Source organism: Actinobaculum sp. 352, assembly GCF_003957265.1.
Taxonomy (GTDB): Bacteria; Actinomycetota; Actinomycetes; order Actinomycetales; family Actinomycetaceae; genus Asp313.
On sequence record NZ_RQSN01000008.1, the window covers coordinates 15,800 to 40,184 of the forward strand.

Genomic DNA, 24,385 nt, shown 5'->3' on the forward strand with positions numbered 1-24,385 from the left:
TTTGAAGGAGGAAATTGCTTATGGACAAGCTGACAACCAAATCGCAGGAGGCGCTGGCGGATGCCATTCGCCAGGCAACTGATGCTGGCAATCCACAGGTTGACCCGCTCCATCTACTGCACGCCCTACTGCAGCAAACCGGGGGCGTCGCCGTCGCCCTGCTAGATGCCGTCGGGGTGAATCGGGCCGATGTTGACTCCCGTACAACTGCCGCGCTTGCTACTCTACCCGGAGCCGAGGGGGCTTCCGTGGCGCAACCGCAGGCGTCGCGACCGCTTTCTCGTGTGATCTCGGATGCGGGGAAGGAAGCAAGTGCGCTGGGTGATGCGTACATATCCACTGAGCATCTTCTTTTGGCGCTCGCGCAGTCACAAGCACAAGCCGGCGAGATACTGCGGTCCGCGGGCGCCTCACGCGATCAACTGGCAGCTGCGCTTCCCAATGTGCGCGGCAGTGCCAAGGTGGACACCCCAGACCCTGAGGGTACATTCAAAGCTCTGGAGAAGTACGGCAGCGATCTGACGCAAATGGCGCGCGAGGGAAAGATGGATCCGGTGATTGGCCGCGATACGGAGATTCGCCGCGTCGTACAGGTACTTTCCCGCCGCACGAAGAACAACCCCGTACTGATCGGGGAACCCGGCGTGGGTAAAACCGCCGTCGTCGAAGGCTTGGCGCAACGCATGGTGAACGGCGACGTGCCGGAATCACTGCGTGGAAAGCGCTTGGTACAGCTCGATGTTGCCTCCATGGTGGCGGGAGCTAAATACCGCGGTGAATTCGAGGAGCGCTTCAAGGCCGTGCTGCAGGAGATCAAGGACGCCGCAGGGGAGGTTGTGACCTTCATCGACGAACTGCATACGATTGTTGGCGCCGGTGGCGGTTCCGAAGGGGCCATGGACGCCGGGAACATGCTCAAACCCATGCTGGCGCGCGGTGAGCTGCGGTTGATCGGTGCAACTACTCTGGACGAGTACCGGGAGCGCATCGAGAAGGATCCGGCACTGGAACGGCGGTTCCAGCAGGTGTACGTGGGGGAGCCGTCGGTTGAGGACACCGTGGCAATCTTGCGCGGCATTGCGCCGAAGTACGAGGCACATCACAAGGTGACCATTTCCGACGGCGCATTGGTCGCCGCCGCGACGCTCTCCGACCGCTACATCCCCGGCAGGCAGCTGCCGGATAAGGCGATTGATCTGGTGGACGAGGCTGCTTCGCGCCTGCGCATGGAGCTGGACTCCTCGCCGGAGGAGATCGATGCGCTGCAGCGGCAAGTAGAGCGACTGAAAATGGAGGAGGCCTACCTGGTCGAAACGGATGCCGACGACGACGCTGCGGCGGCAGACCGGCTTGAGAAGTTGCGTGCAGAGTTGGCTGACAAATCCGAAGAACTTGCGGGCCTCAATGCCCGCTGGGAGGCGGAGAAGGCGGGCCGTAACCGGGTGGGCGACCTGCGTGTGCGCCTTGATGAGTTGCGCACCGAGTTGGACCGCGCTATCCGTGAGGGCCGTTACGAAGATGCCGGTCGCTTGCAAAACGGTGACATTCCCTCTGTTGAACGAGAAATCGAGGCGGCGGAGGCGGCAGAGGCTGAAGGCGCTGATGCGGATCTTGAACCCATGATCGCGGAACGGGTTGACGCCGACGAAGTGGCTGAGGTGGTTGCCGCCTGGACGGGCGTGCCCGTCGGCCGCTTGCTGCAAGGGGAAACCGAGAAGCTGCTGTCCATGGAGGATGAGATCGGGCACCGGCTCATCGGCCAGAAGGCGGCCGTGCGCTCGGTGGCAGATGCGGTGCGGCGCTCACGTGCCGGGGTTTCCGATCCGAATCGCCCCACCGGTTCGTTCATGTTCCTCGGCCCGACGGGCGTGGGGAAGACGGAACTCGCGAAGTCGCTGGCAGACTTCCTCTTCGATGATGAGCGTGCGATGGTTCGCATTGACATGTCGGAGTATGCGGAAAAGCATACGGTGTCACGTTTGGTGGGCGCGCCGCCCGGATACGTCGGATACGAGGAAGGTGGCCAGCTGACCGAGGCCGTGCGGCGTCGACCCTATTCGGTCATCTTGCTGGACGAGGTGGAAAAGGCGCATCCGGATGTCTTCGATATCCTGCTGCAGGTGCTTGACGATGGTCGGCTGACCGATGGTCAGGGTAGGACCGTGGACTTCAAGAACACGTTGCTCATCCTGACATCCAACCTGGGATCGCAGGAATTAACCGACCCGACGCTGGATCAACAGACCCGGCACGACACGGTTCTTGCGGCCGTGCGGGAGGCCTTCAAGCCGGAGTTCCTCAATCGACTAGATGACATCGTCGTTTTCGACTCCTTGACCATGGAGGAGATTGGCAAGATTGTGGATCTGCAGGTTGCGCAGGTGTCCGAGCGACTGCAGGATCGTCGTATCACGCTGGAGGTGACTGACGCGGCTCGCGACTACCTGGCCCTGGACGGTTACGATCCGGCGTACGGTGCCCGGCCCCTGCGGCGGCTCATTCAGCGAGAGATAGGCGATCAGCTTGCTCGTATGCTCCTGGCCGGTGAAGCGAAGGATGGCGACACCGTGATGGCCGATGCGCGCGGTTTCGATATCGAGGCGCTGGTGGCCGCGCCGGGTGATGGTGGCGGTCTCGGCGATAGCACGTGGGGTGCGGCTGGGGCGGCTGGGTCGGCCACAGCGAGCAACGCGCCTGGCGAGCAGTCGGGCCTGGTGTTGACCGTGCGGCGCGAGGCGGCGCAGGAGCGCTGAGGGCCGAGAGCGGCAAGAAGTGTCGGGTTTTTCAAGAAGTGGAGCGAATAACCCGACACTTCTTGAAAAACCCTACATTTCTCGGGGTGGTGGGGGCATTTGCCGGGGAGACGGGGGTGGCAGGGGCGGTTCTAGGGGTGGTGAGACTGTGCCTCAGGGCCGCCAGGTGCGCATAGCATTCGTGAGCTCGGGCCATCCCGCCACATGGGCTGGCCCGAAGCGCTCCGCACCGAGGAAGATCCCGGCTCGCCCGGCGCCGCCGTCGGCGATGGGATCGACCCAGAGGAATGAACCCGATTGACCGAAGTGGCCGAAAGTGCGTGGCGAGAAACTGCCGCCGGTCCAATGTGGCGCCTTATGGCCGCGTATCTCAACGCCCAGTCCCCAGTCGTTGTTCTGTTGACGTCCGTAGCCGGGCAGAATACCCGCGAGGCCCGGGAATTGCACGGTTGCCGCCACAGCCTGCAGTTCGTGGCTTATGAGGCGCGGGTGTAGGAGTTCGACGGCGAAGAGAGCCAGATCGCTGACCGTTGAGATTCCTGAGTGTGCGGGAGACCCGTCAACGTCCGTGTCCGCCATACCGAGAGGCAGTAAAACCGATTCCTCTATCCATTCCTGGAAGGACGCGCCGACTCGCGTGGCGGTGTACTCGCCGAGGAGTTCGAAACCGTAATTCGAATAAATGCGGCGCTGCCAGGGCGGGGCGATGGGTTCGCCGCGTTCGGCGGGCAGCCCGGAGGCGTGTGCCAGCAGGTGTCGGACGGTGGAACCGGGAGGCCCTGCGGCGTCGTCAAGAGTCAGGAGACCGTGCTCGACAGCGCTGAGCACGGCCCAGGCGGATAGGAGCTTTGTGACGGAGGCGAGGGGAAAGCGGAAACTGCTGTCCCCGACGGTATGAAGCATCCGGTACGAAGAAGAGGTGCCAGTAGCTGCACGAGGCTGCGTCGTCGGTGGTGCCGAAGCGCCGACGGGCTGCGTGACGGGTTGAGTGCTGTTAGGTTGTCCGCTGACTGACTGTGTGGTGGTCGCTTGTGAGCCGCGAGGGCGCGCGCTGCCGGACCGTGTACCGAGGGGTTGTGTGCCGTCGGCACAGCCGCCGGACCGGCCAGCTGTGTGAGGAGTTGTCAATTGTTCGCTGGCGACGACGGCGAAGGCATGGGGGAAGTCGAAGTCGGACTGGGAGGATACGGACATGCTCCCAGTCTGCCACGCGTGAATAACTCGTATGTGGCGAAGGGGTGTATGCCCCGGGCGAAAGGCCACGTGAGCAGGTGAAAGGCTATACGAATCGCACGAAAGATGGTGTGAGACGGGTGGAGAAGTGCTGTATGCGGTGAAGGGCGGCACGACCCAGGCGAAGGGCCGTGTGGGGCAATGGTCGGATGCGATGTAGGGCAGATGGGTGCAAGTTCTTTACTCACGGCGGAGGCCGGGCCGTGAGGGGGCCGGAAACTTGGAGGTTGTGGGTGTGGGTGGGTACCAGGAGGCTATGGAGCCGCGTGGAAAGAACGCGGAGAATATGAGCTTGCATGCTGAAACCCAAAGGTTATGAGTCTGCGCTGCGGGGAGAATCCCTCCCGGGCGATGCGCGGAAACAGGCCGAGAGTGTGGAGCTGTGCCGTGCGCAGTGCCGTCCCGCCCGGGCGATGTGCGGAAACAGGCCGACCATGTGGCGGTGGCGCCGTGCCAGATTGGGCGTCGCGTTCGCTGTCAGGACAATGGTGACCGGTATCAAAGCGTTGTGAGCCAGCTGCCACCGGTGGGGCGAAAGCGCAGTAAACAAGCGACGTCGTCGTGCGCAAGAAGGGACTTCGAAAGGGCGAGTCGCGCCACAAAACGGTGAATTGGCGGGCTTTCGCGTTTCTGACTGCCGCGGCCGGACCGTAACCTAGAGGCATGCGAAAGATCAAGAACTGGCTAACAGATATGGACGGGGTCCTTATCCACGAGGAAAAAGCCCTTCCTGGCGCGGCGGAGTTTCTCACGACTCTGAATGAGCGGGAGATTCCTTTCCTTGTGTTGACGAACAATTCGATTTTCACGCCCCGCGATCTCTCTGCCCGGTTGGAGGTTGCCGGGTTGAATGTGCCAGAAGAGCACATTTGGACTTCAGCACTCGCGACAGCTGACTTTCTTAAGACTCAGTCGGAGTCTCGGCGTGCCTATGTCGTGGGCGAGGCCGGCCTGACAACAGCAATGTACGAGGCTGGCTTCACGAATACGAATGTTCGCCCGGAGCTCGTGGTACTTGGCGAAACGCGTACTTACAGCTTCGATGCGCTCACGCAGGCGATTCGGTTGATTGAGGGCGGCGCTCGTTTCATCGCCACAAACCCGGATGTCACCGGCCCCTCGGCGGAGGGATCCATTCCCGCGACGGGAGCGGTTGCGGCCATGATTTCTGCCGCCACAGGGAAGGTGCCGTACTTTGTCGGCAAGCCGAATCCAGTGATGCTTCGCCGAGGCCTGAATCGAATCGATGCCCACTCGGAGGAAACCGCACTGGTCGGGGACAGGATGGATACGGATATTCTGGCGGGGATGGAATCCGGGCTGGAGACGCATCTGGTGCTATCCGGATCGACGACGCTGGAAAAGATGGCGGAGTACGCGTTCCGACCCGACGCCGTACACAATGGCATCGGCGAGGTTGTCGACCTGATTCGCTAGTCCGTCTGCTAATCAGGGGCCATGCCGCAAACGGCACGGTGGGGGTCGGCTGCAGGATGCCCGAGTGGGTTCCGCAACCGACCCCGTCCTCTTTACACCACCTGGAGCAGCGCATTCTCCACAAGCTCGGGCATTGCCGGGTGGATCCAGTACTGGTTACGCGCGATGTCGCGCGCAGTCTGGTCCGTACTCATCGCCTGGATCAACACCTGAATCAGAGTTGAGGCCTGCGGGCCGATAATATGAGCGCCAAGGATCTGCGTGCTCTCCTTTTCGGCAATGATCTTGGCGAATCCGGTGGTATCCTCCATGGCCCAGCCGTAGGCGATATCGGCATACGCCTGCTTTCCGACGACGATGTCGTACCCGGCTTCACGAGCCTCTTCCTCGGTCAGACCCACGGAGGCTACCTGCGGGTTACCGAAGACGGCATGCGGCACAAAGCGATGGTCGGAGGTCTGTAAATCGTCCGGGTGCAGGAGATTGTGTCGGACTGTGCGGGCCTCGTGGTTGGCAACATGTTTGAGCTGGTAGGGAGAGCAGATGTCGCCCAATGCCCACACGCCGTCGAGGACTTCGCCACCTCCGATGACGCGCTGGTATTCATCGACGACGATCCTGCCGTCGTCGTGCGTATCGATACCGGCGGCGGTCACATCAAGGAGGTCGGAATTCGGTGTGCGGCTGACCGCCACCAACAGCTCGTCGGCCACCAGAGTCTCGGTGCCGTCCGTCGTCGTTCCGGTGATTTCAACGCCCAGGGGCGTGCGGTGCACTTCGGTGGTGTGGAAACCAAGATGCACGTCAAGGTTCTGGGAGGCGAGTTCCGTGTAACGCTGGGATATATCCCGGTCTTCTTTGCGAAGCAGCGCGTTGGAACGTGCCAGGATGCTGACTTTGACGCCGAAGGAAGAGAAGATGTGTGCCATTTCCGCGGCGATGAAGCCGGAACCGAGGATCGCCAGTGACGAGGGCAAATGCTCGAGGCGCATAATCGTGTCCGAGGTGTGTGGAAGCGCTTCGACGAGCCCTGGGATGGGCGGGATGACGGGCCGCGCCCCGGCGGCAATCACGACATGTTCGGCGGTGATCTCCTCGTCTTCGTCGTCGACAGTGACGCGCATAGTCTTTGGGCCGATGAACTGGCCGACTCCGCGGAAAACGGTCATATTCTTGTTGTCCGGGTGAGACTGCCGGTACTCGGCGCCGCCGTCGGAAATCGGGTCTAGGCGCCCGAAGATACGATCACGTACAGCGGGCCAATCGACGAAGTCGAGTGTTTCGGAGACGCCGTAGCGAGAAGCGTGCGCGGGTGCAGAGGCGATTTCCGCTGTATGGACGAACATCTTGGTCGGTATACAGCCGACATTTAAACAGGTACCGCCAAAGCGGCCTTTTTCAACAAAAGCGATGGAACGGCCGGAAAACTCTGGGCCCGGGATGGTATTGCCCGAGCCTGCTCCGACAATGAGTAGGTCGAAGTATCGCATGGCACCACACTAGCGGCTCGAATGGGCGCGGTGCACAAGTTCCCATACCGGGCATTAATGTCAGGACGATCTGCAAACAGGTGCCGTAGTTGTGCGCGGTATGTGATGGCTGTAGGAGGGCGTGCGCTATGTGATAGGACGGGTGGGCGTGGGGACAGGTGGGCGTGGGGACAGGTGGGCGTGCGCAGACTCGGTGCGTTCCTTCATGATCGGACAAAGTCACAGTGAAGGTATGAAGGTGTCAGGCTACCGACAACAGGTGGGCGTACCCGGCCGGAGTGTGCCGTCGTCGTCGCGCAGCGGCACACTCTAGGACCGGTGGTGATCGGTTTGTTCGTTCAGCGATGTTGGCCGTCGGTTCGACGATATCGGTTTGCCAGACCAACCATGCCAGCCTATTAGCTCAGCGGTGCCGGTTTATTCGTTCAGCGATGTCAGTCCGCCAGCTCGATAATGACCGGCACGTGATCCGAGGCGCCCTTTCCTTTGCGTTCATTCCGGTCGATATGGACGGCGGTGACCCTTTTCGCGACGGCAGGGGAGGCCCATGCGAAATCAATCCGCATCCCTTCATTGCGGGGGAAACGCAGGCGTTGATAGTCCCAGAAGGTGTAGCTAGCCCCTTCAGCATCACGAGTCACTTCAGTCAATCCCGCCTCGGCGAAGGCATTGAACGCGGCTCGCTCCGCATCTGTCACGTAGATGTCGTTGGCGAACGCGCTAATGTCCCACACGTCTTCGTCGCGTGGGGCGACGTTCCAGTCGCCGCCCAATAGCAAAGAAGCGCCAGGATCACCTGTTAGCGTGGAGTCGGCGGCCTTGTGTAAAGCGGCGAGGAAATCGAGTTTGTACCGGTAGTGGGGGTTGTCGATACTGCGGCCATTGGGCACGTAAATGCTCCATACCTCGATGCCGCCGCAACGGGCTCCGAGAGCGCGAGCTTCGAGCTGGGGGGCGTCGAGAAGACCGCCACTGCTTTTCTTCGCGTAGGGCGGTTGATCGGGGAACGATGTGCGCACATCTTCCAACCCCTGCCGTGATATGATCGCGACTCCATTCCACTGGTTCAGCCCGTGGGCAGCCACCTGGTATCCGGCGTTCTCGAAGGTGTCGGCCGGAAACTGTTCGGTCTTGCACTTCGTTTCCTGCAGGAGAAGGACATCGAGGTCCCAACGCTTGAGGACGTCTACGGCGCGTTCGGCGCGTGCCCGGATGGAGTTCACATTCCACGTTGCTATGCGCATGCCACTAGCCTAGCTGGGCTCCCGCTGAATGTGCGTGGCCCTGGCGTCGCCTGACGCCAGGGCTTGAAGGGCGGACTGTCTCCTGCCTCGGTGCGTAGCCTGGCTCAACCCGCGCTTGCTCTGTGGCCTTCGGATCTGTGCCCGCGATCTTGCGATGCGTCGGCCGTGGCGTGGGTGGCGCATGTGGTTGGTGTGGGTGCAAGGGGGCTTGCGGTGGCGCATGTGGTGGCTGGCGTGGGTGCATGTGGTGGCTGGCGCTAGTACAGCGGGGGCTTGCCGTGTAGCGCTGATAAAGGCGCTTGCGGTGGCGCTGGTGCAGGGCGACACGGTGCGCGACCGGTGCGGGATGGGTGGTGCGGCTAGCGCGAGGGTGGGTACATGCGGTGGTGCTGGTGCACAGGTGCCTGTGGTGTGGCAGGTGCGAGGGCAGTTGCAGTTGAGGAGGAAGAGCACCGTTTTGTGGTCGGTGCAGCGTAGGCTTAGCGCATGGGTAGCGCATTGGTGACCGGGGCGACGTCGGGAATTGGACTGGAGATCGCGTGGCAGCTTGCTGCCGAACGCAACGACCTGGTGCTGGTTGCACGCACGACTGCGCGGCTGGAGGAGTTGGCCGAGCAGATTCGGCAGGTTGCGGGTGTGCGCGTGGAGGCGCTGTCTGCGGATTTGGCGACGTCGACCGGCGCGCTCGCGGTGGCAGATCGGTTGCGTAGTACGACGCGGCCTATCGGACTGTTGGTCAATAATGCGGGTTTCGGCCTCGGGCAGGACTTTGTGGGCGGCGCGCTCAGCCGCGAACTCGCTGCGTTGGATGCGATGGTGAGAGCGGTGCTGATAACCAGCCATGCGGCGGCTGCTGCAATGGTGGCACGTCGTCGAGGTGCAATTCTGAATGTTGCGTCCATGACCGCGTTGACAGCGCAGGGGACGTATTCGGCCCACAAGGCCTGGGTACGAACGTTTACCGAAGGGTTGGCGGCGGAGTTGCGTGGTACGGGCGTGACAGCGACGGCCGTGTGCCCGGGTCTGGTTCGCACCGAGTTTCATGAGAGGTCCCACGTCGACGCCGGGCAGTGGCCAGCATTTGCTTTCACGACGCCGGCACATGTAGCCGAGGTCGCATTGGAGGCAGCTCGGCGCGGCAGGGTCCTTGTAACACCGACTCTGCGATACAAGGCAGCGGCTGCGGCTTTGAAGCTCGCACCGCGTTCGGTTGTCAGACGGGTTGCCGGCCCGGGCCTGTCGGGGCGAGGCAGTGAGACCCATTAGGGCTGAGAGCGTTGGGCTTGGTCTGGGTGGGGCCGTGGGGCGTCGGCTGGATGGGACTGCGGGGCTTGGTGCGGGTGAGAGGGTGAGACGTGGTGCGGGTGAGAGCGTGGGGTTTGGCATGTGTGGGAGCGCGTGGCGTGGTGCGAGTGGGAATGTGGGGGCCGTGGGGCTTGCTTGGTCTGGATGAGTGAGCGGAGGCGTACGCCCGGGGCCGTCGGAGCGGCATTGGCCAGGCACGCGGCCCGCTGCTGCGTTTGGGTGGGCCGAGTTGCCGGTCTTATCCGCGAGAAGTGGAGGGCGTGGCGAGAAATGTAGGTTTTTTCGCGGAGTTTCTTGAAAAACCCTCCACTTCTTGGGTGGTGTCCTAGCGTGGCAGGCGGCGCATGTGGCGGCGGGCGGAACACGGCGGGTGGTATGCGGAGTGAGGTCAGTTCTCCGGCGCCACGGCAAAGGTATCAGCAACAACATCACCTTCATCGAATGAGATGACGCCATAGTTGAGGTATCCGTTGTTGCAGACGGTCCCTCCTGCCGCACGTTCAGGTATTGTTGTCGTTACCACTTCGACGTTCTGGAGTCCTGGCTTCCACCGCATAAGCGTGGGCCCCTCATAACCGTTGGAGCGAAGCCGTTCCACATCGGGCCCCGGCAAGTCGGTCCACCAATAGGCGTACCCGTCACACAAGTTCAAACTGTTGGCCGATCCCCAGCCGAGGTGAACCGCCTCGCCTTCAGGCGAAAGTGCGACGACGAGGGCTTCGCCGAAATTCGTGGGTTCAACATCGGGAAGCTGCACGGAGACTTCCCAGTCATCGAGGACTGCGCCGACGAAGGGAATGTTGCCGTCAACATGAGTAATGGTGCGGATACTGGAACCATCGAAAGGTACGTAGTAGACCTCACGTGATCTGTGATAGGGACCGGCTGGTTGGCTCCACGCTGAGAAGGTCACTCCTTCTGCGCCGAGTACCGAGAACTGGGAGAATGTGTGCCCGATGCACTGCAACTGGTGGGTTGTGAAACCTGATCCTGCCCACTCCAATTCGAAGACGCATTGTTCACTATCGTCGGCGCGGTCGGCCAGCGCGACCGTGCGTCCGTGTGCAGAATTGACCAGACCGGGGAGCCAGGCCCAGAAGAAGCCCTCGGGGGGATCAACGCTGGTGACGGCACCCGTAGATAGATCTGCCAGATAAAAGCGAGAAGCACTGTCCTCGAGGCCGGATCCCCCGTCGTAGTCGATAGCTTGGTTCTCGACCAGGAGAACAAAGTTATCATAGAACAGTACCTTCACGATTGCTCGAGTTGAGTCTTCGGGAGTTCTTGTGAGTAACACCGTGCCGTTGTGATCGAGAATCTTCACCCCACGAGGATCAGTGCCTCCGTCCGGAACGACGGTAAACTGGCCGTTCGTCTGTGACATGTCGGCAATGTCCGGGTATTGGGCGACACTAACAACCGGTTCCTCCGACTTGTCAGCGATGGGGAGGGGACTCACGTTTTCGGGAAGTGTTGGCCCTGGGTTCGGGAGAGTCGGAGCGCCGCCCGTGGGGCTGGCCGGAGAGGAGTTGCTATCGCCACAACCGCCAGCCCACACAAGCGTCACGAGAAGAACAAGACCGACGCTAAACGCCGATGTTCTGGAAAGACCTGTTTGCGTCATTTGCTTCCTTCACCTTGGTGAACGGATCCGTAACCATGGTCCGACGGAGCTTCCCGCTGAAGTCGTAGGGTTCAAAGATGTTGACGATCCCACTGCCGTTCGAGTAAACGGTGTAGCCAAACGCGACATTGAAGTGCCCACCTGTGCCGGTGCCCGCAGGAACATATGTCGACACGCCTGGACTTAGCTTTGGATGAAGAATCACCGGGGCTTTCTTGTGCCCAACAGTGCCGCTGATCTGCCCGATCCACTTACTGACGCTCCATCCACTGATAGACCTGACGACGTACCCGTTTACGCGCTGTGACCAACCGGGCATGTATCTATTGACTGCGTTTACGAAGTTATAGATCGATGTTCCCCCGCTACCCGTACCGAGCCGATTTGCCCATAGTTGCTGAGAATTAGCACTGGGGCTGCGCGGGTCGTGAAGTCCCATGAAGTTCGCTGACGCCGGACCGCACCAGTTCGAGCGCTGTTGCTTGCCTGCTCGTGTCGTGGTTACTAATCGCGCTCGCGATACGACAGTTGTCCGGGCTGCTGTGGAGGAGTTGGAATCTGTTTCCACATCGGCAAACGCGCTTTCCGCAGGGAAGGCTTCGCGAACATCGGCTGAAATGTCACCTGTGTCGGTGAATTGATCGTCGGCGAGAACCTTCCCGGCAGATGACTTAGCGTTCATCAGATCTTGTCGGAGCATTTCGCGTTGTTGATCTGGCGGAAGTGTGAGCAGGTCATAGATCGTGGACTCCCAGGGGACATCGCCACTGATTTCAGTGGATTCAGTGATGTTGTTGATGTCAAGGCGTTCTTCCAGGGGGATGTCCGTGTCTGACCAACCCCAGAAGGGGCAGTAGTATAGGGCATCTACCGGGATACAGGAAAGATGCTCGAGAAGGTCAAACTCCTGAGCTGACCTCGTTACATTCTCGCGAGTCGAGGCGCCTGAAGAACCGGTTGCCTCAAGGTTTGCGATCTCGTTGTCAAGATTCGCGACAACAGCGGTTCTGTATTGAGTTCCAAGTTGGGGGGAGGATTGGCTGTCATCATCGGTAGTTCCTGCCATTGGTGCTAGTAAGAGCGACAACGACGACACAAAGCCAACAATAGATGGTCTCATGTTGGTGTCCCTTTCTGTTATGCGACACCACCATTGGCATCGCGTACTCAGTATACATGGCTTCTGGGGTTGTGTATAGGCATTCGAGGGCTAAGTTGCGCGTCTTTTGTGTGAGAAGTGGAGGGTTTCGCGAGAAGTGTCGGGTCTTTCGCGAAGCTTCTTGAAACAACCTCCACTTCTTGGGCCGTCGGGGCTCGATAAGGCGCACGAGGCGCACGAGGAGCACAGGGCGCATGACACGGGTCGCAACGCCGTGCACCAGGCATACACAGCGCACGAGGCGGCGCACTAGGTGAAGCACGACGCGACGCATATGGCAGGTCACAGCACAGCGTGCTAGTGAAGAGACCGCCCGATGCGCGGCAGGTCCGGGTGTGAGAAGGGCCCGGTGCCGTTCGCGGCGTCGTCGTAAAATGGACAGCGGCAATCGCCGGGCGGGTTGCCGGTGCACGTACAGCGGCAGGGGCGGACCAGCACCTGCGTAGCGCCAAGGCACCAGGAAGCATCGATATACGCGAGGATAGGAGACGGTTTTGCCGGATTCGATGCCGGAATCGGCGGGGACGAACGGCGTACCAGCAGGCGCATCCGAAGTTGCCGATGCCTCACACGATGCCAGTGCCTCATGCAATGCCGATGCCTCGCAGGACTCCGAGGGAAGGTCCTCCTCGCCCGTCGACATGGCACGGGAGTTCCCTCCCGTGGAGCCTACGCACTGCGCCGCCGAACTGGCCGATGCGGGCCAGGAATCCGTGCTCGCGGGCGTTGTGCCTCTTGTGCTTGCTCACTCGGAACTCAGTAGCACCGGCTCGGTGCCCGCCTCGTCCTCCGTCGGCCGGCCGCGAGACCCTGGAATCGAAGAACGCGCACTGATGTGTGCCCTGGAGATCTACGCCCGGTTGGGCTGGTCGGGGTTCACGATCGGCAAGGTCGCCAAGCGGGGGCATATGGGCAAATCGTCGCTCTATCTGCGCTGGCCAACGAAGGAAGACATCCTGTTGGACGCTTTCAACGCGACGGACGCCTTCTTCCAACGGCACGAGGCTGAACTGGGCGATATCCCCTTCATCGAGCGCATGTTGCGGATCGCGGAACACCGGGTTCGCACGTACTACACGCCTGTCGGTCAGGCGGTCATCCGCCTCAATCTGGAGAACCAGATGTTGCCTGAGGCCGTCGGCGAATTGTGGCGGAAATCCGTCGGTGGCGCCGTTATGCGCACGCGGCATCTGATTCAAGCGGGCATCGATAACGGCGATCTACGGCCGGAGACCAACTTGGTGCAGCTGGGTGACGCCTTGGAAGGTGGAATGACTATGCATGTGCTCGCTACGCCGACTGAGTTGCGGGACCGTGCCATCGCCCGGCTGGATATCTATTCGAATGAGCTGGTTGCGGGCACGCTTGGGCCGTGGCTGACTGAGCAGGCGCTGCGCGACGTGGAAAGGCGTGGCTCACAACGCGCAGTTGCTCTTTTGCCGCTGATAGCGTTGGCTCGCCCGACGCAGTAACTTCGGCGGCAGGTGAATCAGGTGTTGCGCACGGCGTGCCCAGTCTGGGTGTAGGTGTGACCGAATAGCCTCTGAACAGGCACGAGGTGAGCGAGGTACCACTATCAGGCCGATGGTGAATTCCCAGAGCGACGACGGGTCTGTTCCCGCGGCGGGACGGCCAGGCCTGCTTCGACGGGTGAACTATCAATCCGACGCCGAGTACCACGCGTCGCCCGGGGAGTGTGAACCGGCAACGAGTTCCTGCAGGCGCTGGCGGTCAACCTTGCCCGTGGGGCCGAGCGGTAAGGCGTCGATCGCCTTGAGATGTCGGGGGAGTTTGAATCGCGCGATGCGACCATCGAGGTAATCGCGCGCCTCCTCCAGTGTGAGCGGATGGTTCGCATCCCGCGGGACGACGACGGCAAGTGGCGTCTCACCCCACCGCGCGTCGGGCACGCCGATTACCGCCACGTCTACAACGCCGGGATGCGTGCGTAATTCTCGTTCGATCTCCGCCGGGGAGATGTTCTCACCGCCAGAGATAATCAACTCCTTGATGCGCCCGCGAATGTAGAAGAAGCCTTCCTCATCGTGTTCCGCCAGGTCACCGGTGCGAAACCAGCCGTCGGCGGTGAATCCAAGATCGGCAGTGGCTCCGAGGTTCCAATATCCCCGTGTCACATTGCCGCCGCGTACCCAGATCTCGCCGACGTCTCCGGGCCCGACGTCGGTTGCCTCAGGCAGGGAAACCGTCTCGTCCGGCCCGTCGCCTGCCGCCACGCTGGCAGGGTCAACAAGACGGATATCCGTATGCGGGTATGCGCGACCGACCGAGCCAATGTGCTGCCGCACTTGCGATGGTGGCAGCATCGTTCCGCCACCACAGGTCTCCGTCATTCCCCACGAATTACACAGTGGGATGTCGCGTTCGGCGTATGCCTCGAGCAGATCGAGGGGCGCGGTTGCGCCTCCGACCACCGCGACGCGCAGGCTGGAGAGGTCCCGCCGGGCGAAGTCGGGATGGCACCGCATGGCGTCGAACATCGTGGGAACTCCGAACGTCGTCGTAACGTGTTCACGTTCGATCAACTCCAGTGCCTGCCCGACGTCAAAGGTTCGTTGAATCACCACCGTTCCGCCCGCAAGCATGGTCTGCAGCGAGAAGGTGTGTAAGCCCCCTACATGCCCGAAAGGCGCCACCGTTAGTGTCACATCGCGCGAGCAGTCACCGAGGGTGTCGACAACATTGGCCCACGATGTCCACAGATTCCGGTAAGTAATGGTCACCCCCTTGGGCCGACCGGAGGAACCGGAGGTGTACTGCAGGAGAAGTAGATCGTCGGCAGCGATCACGACCGGAGGCAGGGCGGGGCGATCAAGTTCGCCGCCCGGCAGTTCGCTGAGGCGGTGCCAACGCGCAGAGAGTGAATCCGAGACGGGATCCGTCGTTGGATCTTTGTCGTCCACAATCCAAGTGATCGGAGGCGGAGGATCCGCTGTTGCAGAGTCTGTTCCGGTTGAGCCCAGTGGGAGCGAGTCCATAACGCCGTCGAACTCATCGGCATGGCGTGGTCCGCAGATGACCACGGAGCAGCCGGCGTCGGCGATGATCGTGGCGGCCTCCCGCGCCGGAAGGCGGAAGTTGAGCGGAACGAGGACGGCGCCCAGCCGGGCCACGGAAAGGGTTGCGATCAGGTAGAGAGCGGCGTTGCGGCGGATGATTCCGACTCTGTCGCCGCGTCCGACGCCGAGTTCGGCCAATCGCGACGCCGTGCGGGTGGCAAAGCCATTGATATCGGACCGGCTCCAAGTGTGTGTGAGCACGCTGATGCACGGGTGGCTCGGGGCCTCCGCGGTCAGAAGATCAAAAGCCACCGCTAGCGATCCACCCGACGAAATCATGGCCGCACTTTCATCGCGAGAGGTTGATTCATCCGGGGTTGCGGAGCCCTTCTCGAAGGCCGCTTCGGTTTCATCCAGCGGGCTTAAGGAACTGGCCGACGCGGTCGAAGACACCGCGCCGATAGGGGTGCGAGCGGTGCACCGCAACTCGGGCGCGCCGCTCGTCCGTCCATCTGAAACATGCCCACCGCTCATAGGCCGACGTCAGCGTCCTTGCACTGGGCGGGTCTTATCCACCGCGCGATACACGAAGGTCAGCACCAGGCCGACTAGTGCGATAATCGCCGCTATGTAGAAGGCCCGTGAGAAGTCGCCGTCGGCGGATTCGGCCATATTCGAAGCCCATCGCGGTGCAACGACTCCGGACAGTGCGTAGGCGGAGAAGATGATCCCGTAGTTGACTCCTTGGTTTCGCGGGCCGAAGTTCCCCATCGTCAGCGGTGGGAAAAGGCTCATAACTCCGCCGAAGGCGAATCCGAGAACGACGACGCCGGCTGTGAGCACAGCGATTCCAGAACCGGAGCCGAGTGCCGTAAGTGCCAGTGCAGCCAACACAAAAACGATTGCCAAGGACGTGATGACGCCAATGCGGTCCGAGATCCAACCCCAGCTGATCCGACCGATGGCGTTGAACACGGCGAGAAGCGACACGTAGAGCGCCGCGGTTGCCGCGCTCAGGCCGAACATGCCCTCACTGATGGGCGAGAGATTCGAGGTGATCATCAGCCCGAAGAAAGCGCCCGCGATGAACATCGGTACCATAACCCAGAACTGGGGTGTGCCGAGCATGCCTTTCCAGTTGATCTGGCGCATCGCGCGAGTACCGCCTGAGCTGACCGGAGGGGTCCAACCGGCTGGCGTGTAGCCAGGCGGGCACGGTCGGATGAGGAACAGACCGACGGCCGCCACAACGACGGCGAACACGACGCCGAGGGTGACAAATGCCTTCGATACACCTAAGGAAGAGACCAGTGTGCGCCCCAACGGAGCGAACAGGGCGGAGCCGGCGCCCATGCCGCCGGTGATAACTCCGGAGGCGAAGCCACGCTTGTCGGGGAAGAACTTCAAGGTGTTGTTCAATGCTGCCGAGTACATCATGCCTTGCCCAAAACCGGCAACTATGCCGTAGGCGAGGTAGAAGACGGGCAGGCTGGTTGCCAGTCCGGCAATGATGTGGCCTGATCCGAAGAGCAGGCCGCCCAGGATCACAAGTTTGCGTGAATGCCCGTGATCAAGCAGAAACCCGGAGAGCACCATGACAATGGGTGCCAACATGGATGTCAACCCGAAGGCGAACATAACACTGGGCATGTCCCAGCCGCGCAGCTGTGCGAACGGCTGGGCGAAAACGGAGAAGGAGTAGAGTGCGCCACCCATAAGTAGGGCGACGACGGCGCCTACCAGCACCATGTTGCGGTTGGGGGCGGTTGTAGATGGCGGAGTCGTCATTCAAAAGCCTTTCTATGCGTGTGGTGGGATTTGCGGTGTAGCGTCTATTGCGATGCCTCGGCAGCAACGCGAGCATCAATGGTGGTACGTAGGTTCCCCCACTCCTCGCGGAAGAGCCCCGGATCCATTTCCTTCAGGTCGGCGGCAATGGCCGGGCGGAAGTCCATCTGCTCCAGGATGTGTTTCTTGAGGTCTATACCTGGTGCGATTTCGGTCAGGACCACCTCACCGTCGCGTAATTCGAAGACGGCTCGTTCCGTCACGTACACGACCTTTTGTCCGATGGCTGCCGAGCGTGCCCCGGAGAAGGTAACTTGTTCGACGTCGCGCACGAACTTATGGATCCTGCCCTCTTCGACGATTTCGCATCTGCCCTCACCGAATTGGACCTTGAGGCCACCTGCGGTGAAGGTTCCGGCGAAGACCACGCGCTTCGCGGTGGCCGTGATATTGATGAAGCCGCCGCATCCGGCCACGCGGCCATTGAATTTCGAAACGTTGAGATTACCGTGGCTGTCCGCCTGGGCGAGGCCGAGGATGGTCAGATCGAGGCCACCGCCGTCGTAGTAGTCGAACTGTTCGTGCATGCCAACTTGGGCGAGGGCGTTGTAGCTGTGCCCGAAGTTTTTATCGTCGGCGGCTGTTCCGCCCACGGCACCGGCCTCGGTGGTCAGCAGCGCGTAGTCGGAGATGCCCTCGTCGGACATGATCACTCCGACTTCCGCCGGGACTCCGACGCCGAGATTCATCACATCGCCGGGGCGGATTTCGGCTGCGGCGCGGCGTGCCATCACCTTTCGCTCGGTCAGCGGTATGGGTTTGAAGCCGGAGACCGGTACCTTGACCTGCCCCGAGAAGGCGGGGTTGTACTGCGTGTACTCGGTCTGCATGTGGTTCTCCGGTTCCGAGACGACGATGTAATCGACGACGTTGCCGGGAACGCGCACGAGATTCGGGTCAAGCGAACCCGTTTGTACCACTGTTTTCGCCTGGGCGATAACAATGCCTCCCGAGTTGTGGACGGCCTGGGCGATGGGCAGAATCTCCATCTTCAGGCCCTCCTGCTCCATGGTGAGATTCCCGGCCTCGTCGGCATACGTGCCTCGAATCAGTCCGATGTCGATGGGGAAGGCGCGGTAGAAGAGATACTCATCACCGTCGAGTTCGACGAGCTTGACCAGATCTTCGGTTGTCACATCGTTGACCTTCGCGCCTTCCAGGCGGGGATCGACGAAGGTTCCCAGTCCGACCTTGGTGATGACTCCCGGACGGCGGGCGGCGATTTCGCGGTACAACGCTGTGATCACGCCTTGCGGGAGGTTGTAACATTCGAGTTTGTTCTCGGCTGCCAGTTTTCCCAGATCGGGCGAGGCGGACATAATCCCGCCGATCCAGCGTTTCACGAGGCCTTCATAGGAAAGCTTACTTAAGCCCTCGCGTTTGCCACGCGCTCCGACGGCGGATGAGTTGATAATGGTCAGACCGTGCGGTCCATCGCCGCCGATCCAGCGTTCTTCCAGTGCTGCGATAACCTCTTGGTTGACGCAGGAAAGTCCGAATCCAGAGAAGGCGACCGTATCGCCGTCCTTGATAAGTGCTGCGGCGTCTGCCGCCGAGATGACTTTCGCCATGAACTACTCCCTTGCAGTTAACCGGTGCCGACTATGGCAGCGGGGCGTTGACGGGTGGGAGGTCCCAGAGCCGAAATCTCCCGCGTGTTTTGAGTCTAACATCCATTACACACCAATACGGACTACTTTGGTCCTATATTTGATTGTGTGGGACTGCTTACGCTCGATACGACGGCTCCGCCCCTTCGTCGTCGTACGGCACAGTTGCCGGTGAGCGAGAAGTGGATAACGGCTTCCTGTTCTAAGAGGATGGTCGGAACCGCGCATAACTACACAACCGGAAAGGAACCAACGATGGATTTCAGCCTGACGGAAGAGCAGGAACTCTTGCTGGCAAGCCTCGATGAACTGCTCGACGAGTACGCAACACCGGCCTATATTGCCGAGGTCGACGCCAAACATGAACAGCCGGTCGCCTTCAAGAAGGCGATGCATGAGGCGGGATTCCTGACGCTGGGATTCCCCGAGGAGTACGGCGGCACGCCCATCGATACCGTCACCATGTGCATGATCGGAGAGCGGGTTGCCGCGCGCGGGCTCAACCTCGGATACGCCACGGAAATCCTGCAGGTGCTGGATATTTTGGAGTTCGGCTCGGAGGAGCAGAAGCAACAGGTACTCTCGGTACTTGCCGACGGCGGTGTGCCCTTTGCACTCGCCTTCACCGAACCGCAGGCCGGATCGGACTCCTCGAGTATGCAGATGACTGCAGAGCATCGTGACGGCAAGGTCTACTTCAACGGAACAAAGACGCTGATCACCAACGCGGTGGGAACCAAGTACCTGTTGACAATGGCACGCAATCCCGACGCCGAGGATCCGCGCCGCGCCATCTCGATGTACCTGGTCCCTACCGATACTCCCGGAATTGAGCTGACGCCGATCGACAAGATGTGTTGGCATACCGCCGATTCCTCCGAGATCTACTACAACAATGCCGAGGTGGACGAGTCCTGCCTCGTAGGCGTCAAGGGCAACGGCTTCGTGCAGCTGATGAAGAACTTCGAGGTAGAGCGCATTATGACCTCCACACAGTCACTTGGGCTGGCGGAGGCTGCCTTCCAAGACGCGGCCGAGTATGCGGCTAGCCGCGTACAGTTCGGGAAGCCGATCGGTAGTTTCCAGCTTATTCAGGAGAAGCTGACCGATATGGCGATCAAGATCGAGAACATGAAGAACATCATCTACCACTCGGCGTGGATGGTCGACAACAAGTGCCTCGATCGCAAGCAGGCCGCCCTGTGCAAGCGGTACTGCTCAATCGCCGCCTTCGAGGTGTGCGACGACGCCCTGCAGATTCATGGCGGCGTCGGCGTGACTGAGGGCGTGCGTGTGGAGCGGCTGTGGCGCGACGCCCGCGGGCATCGATTCGGCGGCGGCACCGACGAGATCATGGTGCATGTGGCGGGCCGCCAGATCGTGCGTGAGCATACGAAGTGAGGCGCGGGTGTGGGGGCCGCCGGGGAGGTGGCGCCCACACCCGGAGGATTGTCCTTCTCCTACGTTTAGCATTCCTTGATGCCTATCGCATAAGTTAGGTGTATTCGCAGGATCCAGCTCGGTAACGTGTCATACCAGTATGACGGTCAAGGCGAAAACACACATGGTCGCCAATAACAGGACAAGGTCACCAAAGGAGAAGGTCATCGGGTCGCGGATGGTGTGGCCCGTACGGCCCAAGCCGCGCGATTCGAGCGCCAACGCTATTCGCTCGGATGAGCGGATAGAAGTGACCAGTAGGGCGAAGGCAGCGCGGGCGAAGCTTTTGACGCCTTGGCGCGGTGCCCCCCTTCGTGTTAGGGGTGCCCGCACCGCTTGTGCGGCGCGAATCGTCGTCCAACGAGTGGGCATGGCTTCCAACATGCGGTGGCCGGACAGAATCGCATAGGCGTAACGAGGGCTGAGATGTAGGTTCTGGATGAGGCTGATCATCAGGTCGCGTGGCCGGGTGGTGGCGAGAAAACCTACGGTGAGCACTCCGATCAGCATGGCGCGTAATGCGAGAGCGGCTCCGATTGAGAGCCCTTCAATCGTGATCGGCACCGGCAACGTTGCCCATAAGCGGAGCCCCGGCCTGCTCATGGCGTTAACGAGAACGATCCCCATCGCGAAGGAGAGGAAGGGGATCTGCGAGAGTATGATCGTCCGCCAGGGAACACGGCCCGCTGCACGTACTCCGGCGAGCGCCGTCGTGTACAGCACGAGAATCGGCAGTGGTCGGAAGAGGAATAGAACCGCAATGGATACGGCGAGGACAGCAGCGGCTTTCACCAGTGGATGACGCCTCGCCAGCCACGAGTCTCGTATCATCGCCCCGCTTCCAATGCCATGTCGTCAAGCGCTTGTAATAGGTGGGAGAGCTCACTTCGAGTATGGTCGCGTGAAGCCTGGTGCGGGGGATTTTGATCAACCGGTGCCTGACTGTTCCCTCTTGCCGTAGTTCCTGCCGTGTGATGGACGGGTTGATGTACCCGGCCGGAGTACGGTTGAGCGCGATTCTCTTGTTCTGCAGTCCATGCCGCCAGCTCGGTTACCAACCGTGGCGGGCACAGATGTGCCGCGGCGCAGAGAGCAGGGTCTGCAAAAACGGTAGCCGGAGGCCCATCTGCCACAATCCTCCCGTCGGCGAGGACGATCACGCGATCCGCGTATGCCGCTACCGCCCGCATGTCATGGCTGGAGACGGCGACGCAGACACCGCCGTCGGCGTGTTGACGCAAGCACCGCATTACCGAGATCGCGGCGTGCCGATCCAGCCCGAAAGTCGGCTCGTCGGCAAGGAGAACGGGACGGTTGTGTGCCAGTATGGCTGCCAGGCTGAGTAGGCGTTTCTGCCCGCCGGAAAGCCGAAATGGATCACGGTCGGCAAATGGTGTCAGGCCGAACTCCGCCAGCAGTGCTCCGGCAGGTGCACGGTCGCTCAGCCCATACTCCACTTCAGCCAGAACGGTCCGTCCGGCGAACTGATGCTCGGGATTTTGGAACACGACGCCGACGCGTGGTGCCTGGACGGTGCCGCTATGCGGCGGAATTAGCTTGGCAAGAGTATGCAGCAGGGTTGATTTCCCGGATCCATTGGAACCAACAAGCGCTGTTAGTTCCCCCGCGTATAAGGTGAAGTTGATTCCTGCGACGACAGGTGGATCAGTTTTTTGTCGAATGGTCCTCGTTATGGCGAGGTCGCGAGCGACGACGACGGCTCGTTTCGTTCTGGTACTGTGCTGCGAGGCGGTGCGGGCGGTCTCGAAGCCTTCGTCGGCGTCAAAGTCGTGGCCCGTACTGAAGTCGTTGCCAGCGCTCAAAGTGCGGCTTGTGCCGAAACTGCCGCCGCTGCTGAAGTCGTTGCCGGTTCCGACTCTGCATCGTATTGTCTCGATGTCGATCTCACCGGCTTCTCCAATGATCGCGTCGTCGGCGTCGTTTCCCAAGAGCGCCCGTAACTCCACATCAATGGGCAGCCAGCAGCCCTGCCCGATGAGTTCACGGACCTGACCCCAACGGGCCTTGGATATCCGGAGGTCCCAACGCAGTTCGCCGCTCGGGCCGAGTACGAGCCAGCGGTCGGGCAGTCCTTTCAATCCGTCGGCGGCTGCCAGTTCATCAAGGCGGTGCTCGACCAGTATCATCGCCGCATCGGTTTCGTGGCGGATAGACGTGATGGTCTCGCGTACAGCGGTGATTCCGTCGGCGTCGAGCATGGAGGTAGGTTCGTCCAAGAGGAGTAGTCGGGGGTGTGCGACGACGGCGGTGGCCAGGCTAATACGTTGTAACTCGCCGCCTGATAAGGCTTGTGTTGTTCTGCCCCGTAGCCCTTCAGCGCCACTGATGCGAAGTGCCCAGCCGATCCGCTGTTCCATCTGTGCAGCGGGAAATCCGAGGTTCTCCAGCGGAAGGGCGACCTCATCGTCAACATCGGACAGGCATATCGACGACTCGGGATCCTGCATTGCCACGCCAATGAGGTCGGCAAGGTCATAGACCTGATGGTCCTGTGGCCTGCGTCCGGTGACTTCGAGTTCTCCACTGACTCTGGCAGCGAAGGCGTTGGGAATGGCGCCGTGCAACAGGCGTATCAGGCTGGATTTCCCCGAGCCGGTCGGGCCGACCAGCAACACGCTCTCACCCATCTCAAGGCTGAAGGTCAAGGGACCGACGCCGGTACCGGTGGGGAATAGGCAGCTTACGTCCCGTGCTCGCACAACCACGCGGTCGCCGGTACCGGATTGGTCGTTACTGGTACTTGTCATAAGAGGTACCGGTATCACTTTCGCCGTGTGGTGATGCTTCCGCTGCTCGGGTCGGAGCGGTGGGGTGTTGCGATGTGCTGCGGGATGCGGGCCGGTTCTGCCGGGGTAACCGCTGTGCACCATCCGACCGCTGTGTACCTTCTGACCACGGCGCATCTTCCGACCGCTGTGCACCCTCCCGCACGATGGCGAAATCGTCCAAAACGCCGGTAGAACGTAGTGCTTCTACTATGACTTTTGCGAGCAGACCGCCCAGGACAAGGCCGGAGACCGCCTGTATACCGAAACGGGCGAGGATAATGGACTGTCCCCACCAGCCTGAGCGGAAAGCGTTGAGAACGAAAACAGCCGCAGCTCCGCAGGCGCCCGATAGCGCGTAGATTCCCCATCCAAAGCGGCGGTAGCGGGTCAGTGTGAAGGGCAACTCCGAACCTAAGCCCTGTAGCGTTGCCGAGAGAAGTAGCATGGGGCCAACCGGAGAACCGAGGAATACTACCTCAACAACGGCGGCGATGACCTCCGCAATAACTCCTACTCCTGGGTACCGGATAATCGCAATGGCGATCGGCGCCACCAGCAGCCATCCGCCGAACAAGATGTGCTGGGCAAGGTCGCCACCCGGCCCCATAGCGATGGCGAGGGCATTCCATGCCTGCACTAAGGCCCAGTACAGGAAGCCGAAGACGACGGCGAGCATCACCAGTAGGACGATGTCACGCATGGCGAGGCCGCGCCGGGTGGGTTTCGCGGGTGCGTGGTCCGTCTTCTCAGACATCGGTTCCTCCTGCCACGAGTGGAGAAATGTCATCGGTGGTATGTGACGGACTGTTGAGTGACAAGGTCAGATGCGAAGTGACATGCTGAACGGAGTTTCCCACGTGCACCCATGCGGCGAATACGCTTGCGAGGATGGTGCCGATGTCGCCGGCGAGTCGAGTGACAAAGTGGTGCGATCCGCGGAAGACGCCGCTTTCCTTCGCGATGTCTATCGCCTTTGCAATATCGCGCATGTGGTCGGGAGTGCCACCGAGTGCCGCTGTGTCGGCAAGAGGATAGAGAGTCCATTCGGCGGTCGCGTATCGGCCGGTCACGCGCCCGCTTGGAGTATCGACGACACGAGGGCTGACACGGCCGGGTGTGGAGCAGGCGACTTCGCCGGGGCACCCGCGTGACAGGAGCAGAGTGATGGAGGCGTGTGCTCCGGTTGCCGCAATGGCCTCCGCCAGGTCGGTGACATAGCGGAGAAGTGTGGCTTCCTCTCCGCCGAGATATGTGCTGACATCGCCGGTTTCGACGACGAGGCCGGTGGCATCAGTTTGAGCCAATGCTGAGAGAATCTGGTCGGCAAAGTGATCAGACATAATTGCGGCGGTGATTCGTGCACCAACGCCAAAAGCCAGCGGGTCGGCGACCGTGGTCGGTATCGCGGCTGGTTGTTTCGGAGACATCAGGGAATT

The 24,385-nt window shown here is 61.2% G+C and carries 17 protein-coding genes; 5 read left to right on the forward strand and 12 right to left on the reverse strand.

Going from position 1 to position 24,385, the window contains the following annotated elements; all coding sequences use genetic code 11:
- Positions 1 to 20 precede the first annotated feature (20 nt).
- The gene (gene clpB / locus EKN07_RS09070) at positions 21 to 2,753 is read left to right on the forward strand and encodes an ATP-dependent chaperone ClpB (RefSeq protein ID WP_126146230.1); all 2,733 of its coding nucleotides are present in this window, start codon (positions 21 to 23) and stop codon (positions 2,751 to 2,753) included.
- A gap of 153 nt (positions 2,754 to 2,906) precedes the next feature.
- On the opposite strand, the gene EKN07_RS09075 is transcribed toward clpB, so the two are convergent.
- A complete protein-coding gene (locus tag EKN07_RS09075; protein WP_240611265.1) occupies positions 2,907 to 3,947 on the reverse strand; it encodes a beta-lactamase family protein in 1,041 nt (346 codons plus the stop codon).
- Between the two features lie 702 nt (positions 3,948 to 4,649).
- Between EKN07_RS09075 and EKN07_RS09080 the strand changes: the two genes are divergently transcribed.
- On the forward strand, positions 4,650 to 5,423 hold the full coding sequence (locus EKN07_RS09080; RefSeq protein WP_108716337.1) for an HAD-IIA family hydrolase: 774 nt from the start codon (positions 4,650 to 4,652) through the stop codon (positions 5,421 to 5,423).
- Between the two features lie 92 nt (positions 5,424 to 5,515).
- Here EKN07_RS09080 and EKN07_RS09085 read toward each other — a convergent pair whose 3' ends face one another.
- Positions 5,516 to 6,913 carry a mycothione reductase gene (locus EKN07_RS09085; protein WP_126146231.1) on the reverse strand — a complete coding sequence of 466 codons (1,398 nt, stop codon included), beginning with the start codon at positions 6,911 to 6,913 and terminating at the stop codon, positions 5,516 to 5,518.
- A gap of 434 nt (positions 6,914 to 7,347) precedes the next feature.
- Positions 7,348 to 8,157, reverse strand: coding sequence for an exodeoxyribonuclease III (locus EKN07_RS09090; protein WP_126146232.1), 810 nt, complete (start codon positions 8,155 to 8,157; stop codon positions 7,348 to 7,350).
- A 486-nt stretch (positions 8,158 to 8,643) separates the two neighbouring features.
- On the opposite strand from EKN07_RS09090, the gene EKN07_RS09095 reads away from it, so the two are divergent.
- Entirely contained in the window at positions 8,644 to 9,423 is a 780-nt protein-coding gene (locus EKN07_RS09095; protein WP_126146233.1) for an SDR family NAD(P)-dependent oxidoreductase, read from the forward strand.
- 427 nt (positions 9,424 to 9,850) lie between these two features.
- Here EKN07_RS09095 and EKN07_RS09100 read toward each other — a convergent pair whose 3' ends face one another.
- Positions 9,851 to 10,921, reverse strand: coding sequence for a hypothetical protein (locus EKN07_RS09100; RefSeq protein WP_126146234.1), 1,071 nt, complete (start codon positions 10,919 to 10,921; stop codon positions 9,851 to 9,853).
- Between the two features lie 127 nt (positions 10,922 to 11,048).
- Positions 11,049 to 12,206 carry a hypothetical protein gene (locus EKN07_RS09105; protein ID WP_126146235.1) on the reverse strand — a complete coding sequence of 386 codons (1,158 nt, stop codon included), beginning with the start codon at positions 12,204 to 12,206 and terminating at the stop codon, positions 11,049 to 11,051.
- 533 nt (positions 12,207 to 12,739) lie between these two features.
- Here EKN07_RS09105 and EKN07_RS09110 point away from each other — a divergent pair.
- Positions 12,740 to 13,717 carry a TetR/AcrR family transcriptional regulator gene (locus EKN07_RS09110; RefSeq protein ID WP_108716330.1) on the forward strand — a complete coding sequence of 326 codons (978 nt, stop codon included), beginning with the start codon at positions 12,740 to 12,742 and terminating at the stop codon, positions 13,715 to 13,717.
- Positions 13,718 to 13,903: 186 nt separating this feature from the next.
- Here EKN07_RS09110 and EKN07_RS09115 read toward each other — a convergent pair whose 3' ends face one another.
- Genes EKN07_RS09115 through EKN07_RS09125 form a run of 3 tightly spaced genes read right to left on the reverse strand, consistent with a single transcriptional unit; the run spans position 13,904 to position 18,681 of the window.
- Positions 13,904 to 15,796, reverse strand: a complete 1,893-nt coding sequence (locus EKN07_RS09115; protein WP_126146236.1) for an AMP-binding protein — start codon at positions 15,794 to 15,796, stop codon at positions 13,904 to 13,906.
- Positions 15,797 to 15,805: 9 nt separating this feature from the next.
- Positions 15,806 to 17,050 (reverse strand): OFA family MFS transporter, encoded by a 1,245-nt coding sequence (locus tag EKN07_RS09120; RefSeq protein ID WP_108716328.1) that lies wholly within the window; start codon positions 17,048 to 17,050, stop codon positions 15,806 to 15,808.
- 44 nt (positions 17,051 to 17,094) lie between these two features.
- The gene (locus EKN07_RS09125; protein WP_108716327.1) at positions 17,095 to 18,681 is read right to left on the reverse strand and encodes a CoA-transferase; all 1,587 of its coding nucleotides are present in this window, start codon (positions 18,679 to 18,681) and stop codon (positions 17,095 to 17,097) included.
- A 294-nt stretch (positions 18,682 to 18,975) separates the two neighbouring features.
- Here EKN07_RS09125 and EKN07_RS09130 point away from each other — a divergent pair, with 294 nt between their 5' ends.
- Positions 18,976 to 20,121: an acyl-CoA dehydrogenase family protein gene (locus tag EKN07_RS09130; RefSeq protein ID WP_108716740.1), complete on the forward strand. Its 1,146-nt coding sequence runs from the start codon at positions 18,976 to 18,978 to the stop codon at positions 20,119 to 20,121.
- Between the two features lie 129 nt (positions 20,122 to 20,250).
- Here EKN07_RS09130 and EKN07_RS09135 read toward each other — a convergent pair whose 3' ends face one another.
- From EKN07_RS09135 to EKN07_RS09150, 4 genes are read right to left on the reverse strand one after another with little or no spacing between them, the layout of a single operon-like run.
- Entirely contained in the window at positions 20,251 to 20,991 is a 741-nt protein-coding gene (locus EKN07_RS09135) for an energy-coupling factor transporter transmembrane component T (RefSeq protein ID WP_126146237.1), read from the reverse strand.
- Positions 20,988 to 22,928: an ABC transporter ATP-binding protein gene (locus tag EKN07_RS09140; protein WP_164505526.1), complete on the reverse strand. Its 1,941-nt coding sequence runs from the start codon at positions 22,926 to 22,928 to the stop codon at positions 20,988 to 20,990. Before EKN07_RS09140 ends, EKN07_RS09135 begins: the two co-directional genes overlap by 4 nt.
- Entirely contained in the window at positions 22,912 to 23,703 is a 792-nt protein-coding gene (locus tag EKN07_RS09145) for an ECF transporter S component (RefSeq protein ID WP_108716323.1), read from the reverse strand. The genes EKN07_RS09140 and EKN07_RS09145 overlap by 17 nt, the downstream gene beginning before the upstream one ends.
- Positions 23,696 to 24,376 (reverse strand): YkoF family thiamine/hydroxymethylpyrimidine-binding protein, encoded by a 681-nt coding sequence (locus tag EKN07_RS09150; RefSeq protein WP_108716322.1) that lies wholly within the window; start codon positions 24,374 to 24,376, stop codon positions 23,696 to 23,698. The genes EKN07_RS09145 and EKN07_RS09150 overlap by 8 nt, the downstream gene beginning before the upstream one ends.
- Positions 24,377 to 24,385 lie beyond the last annotated feature (9 nt).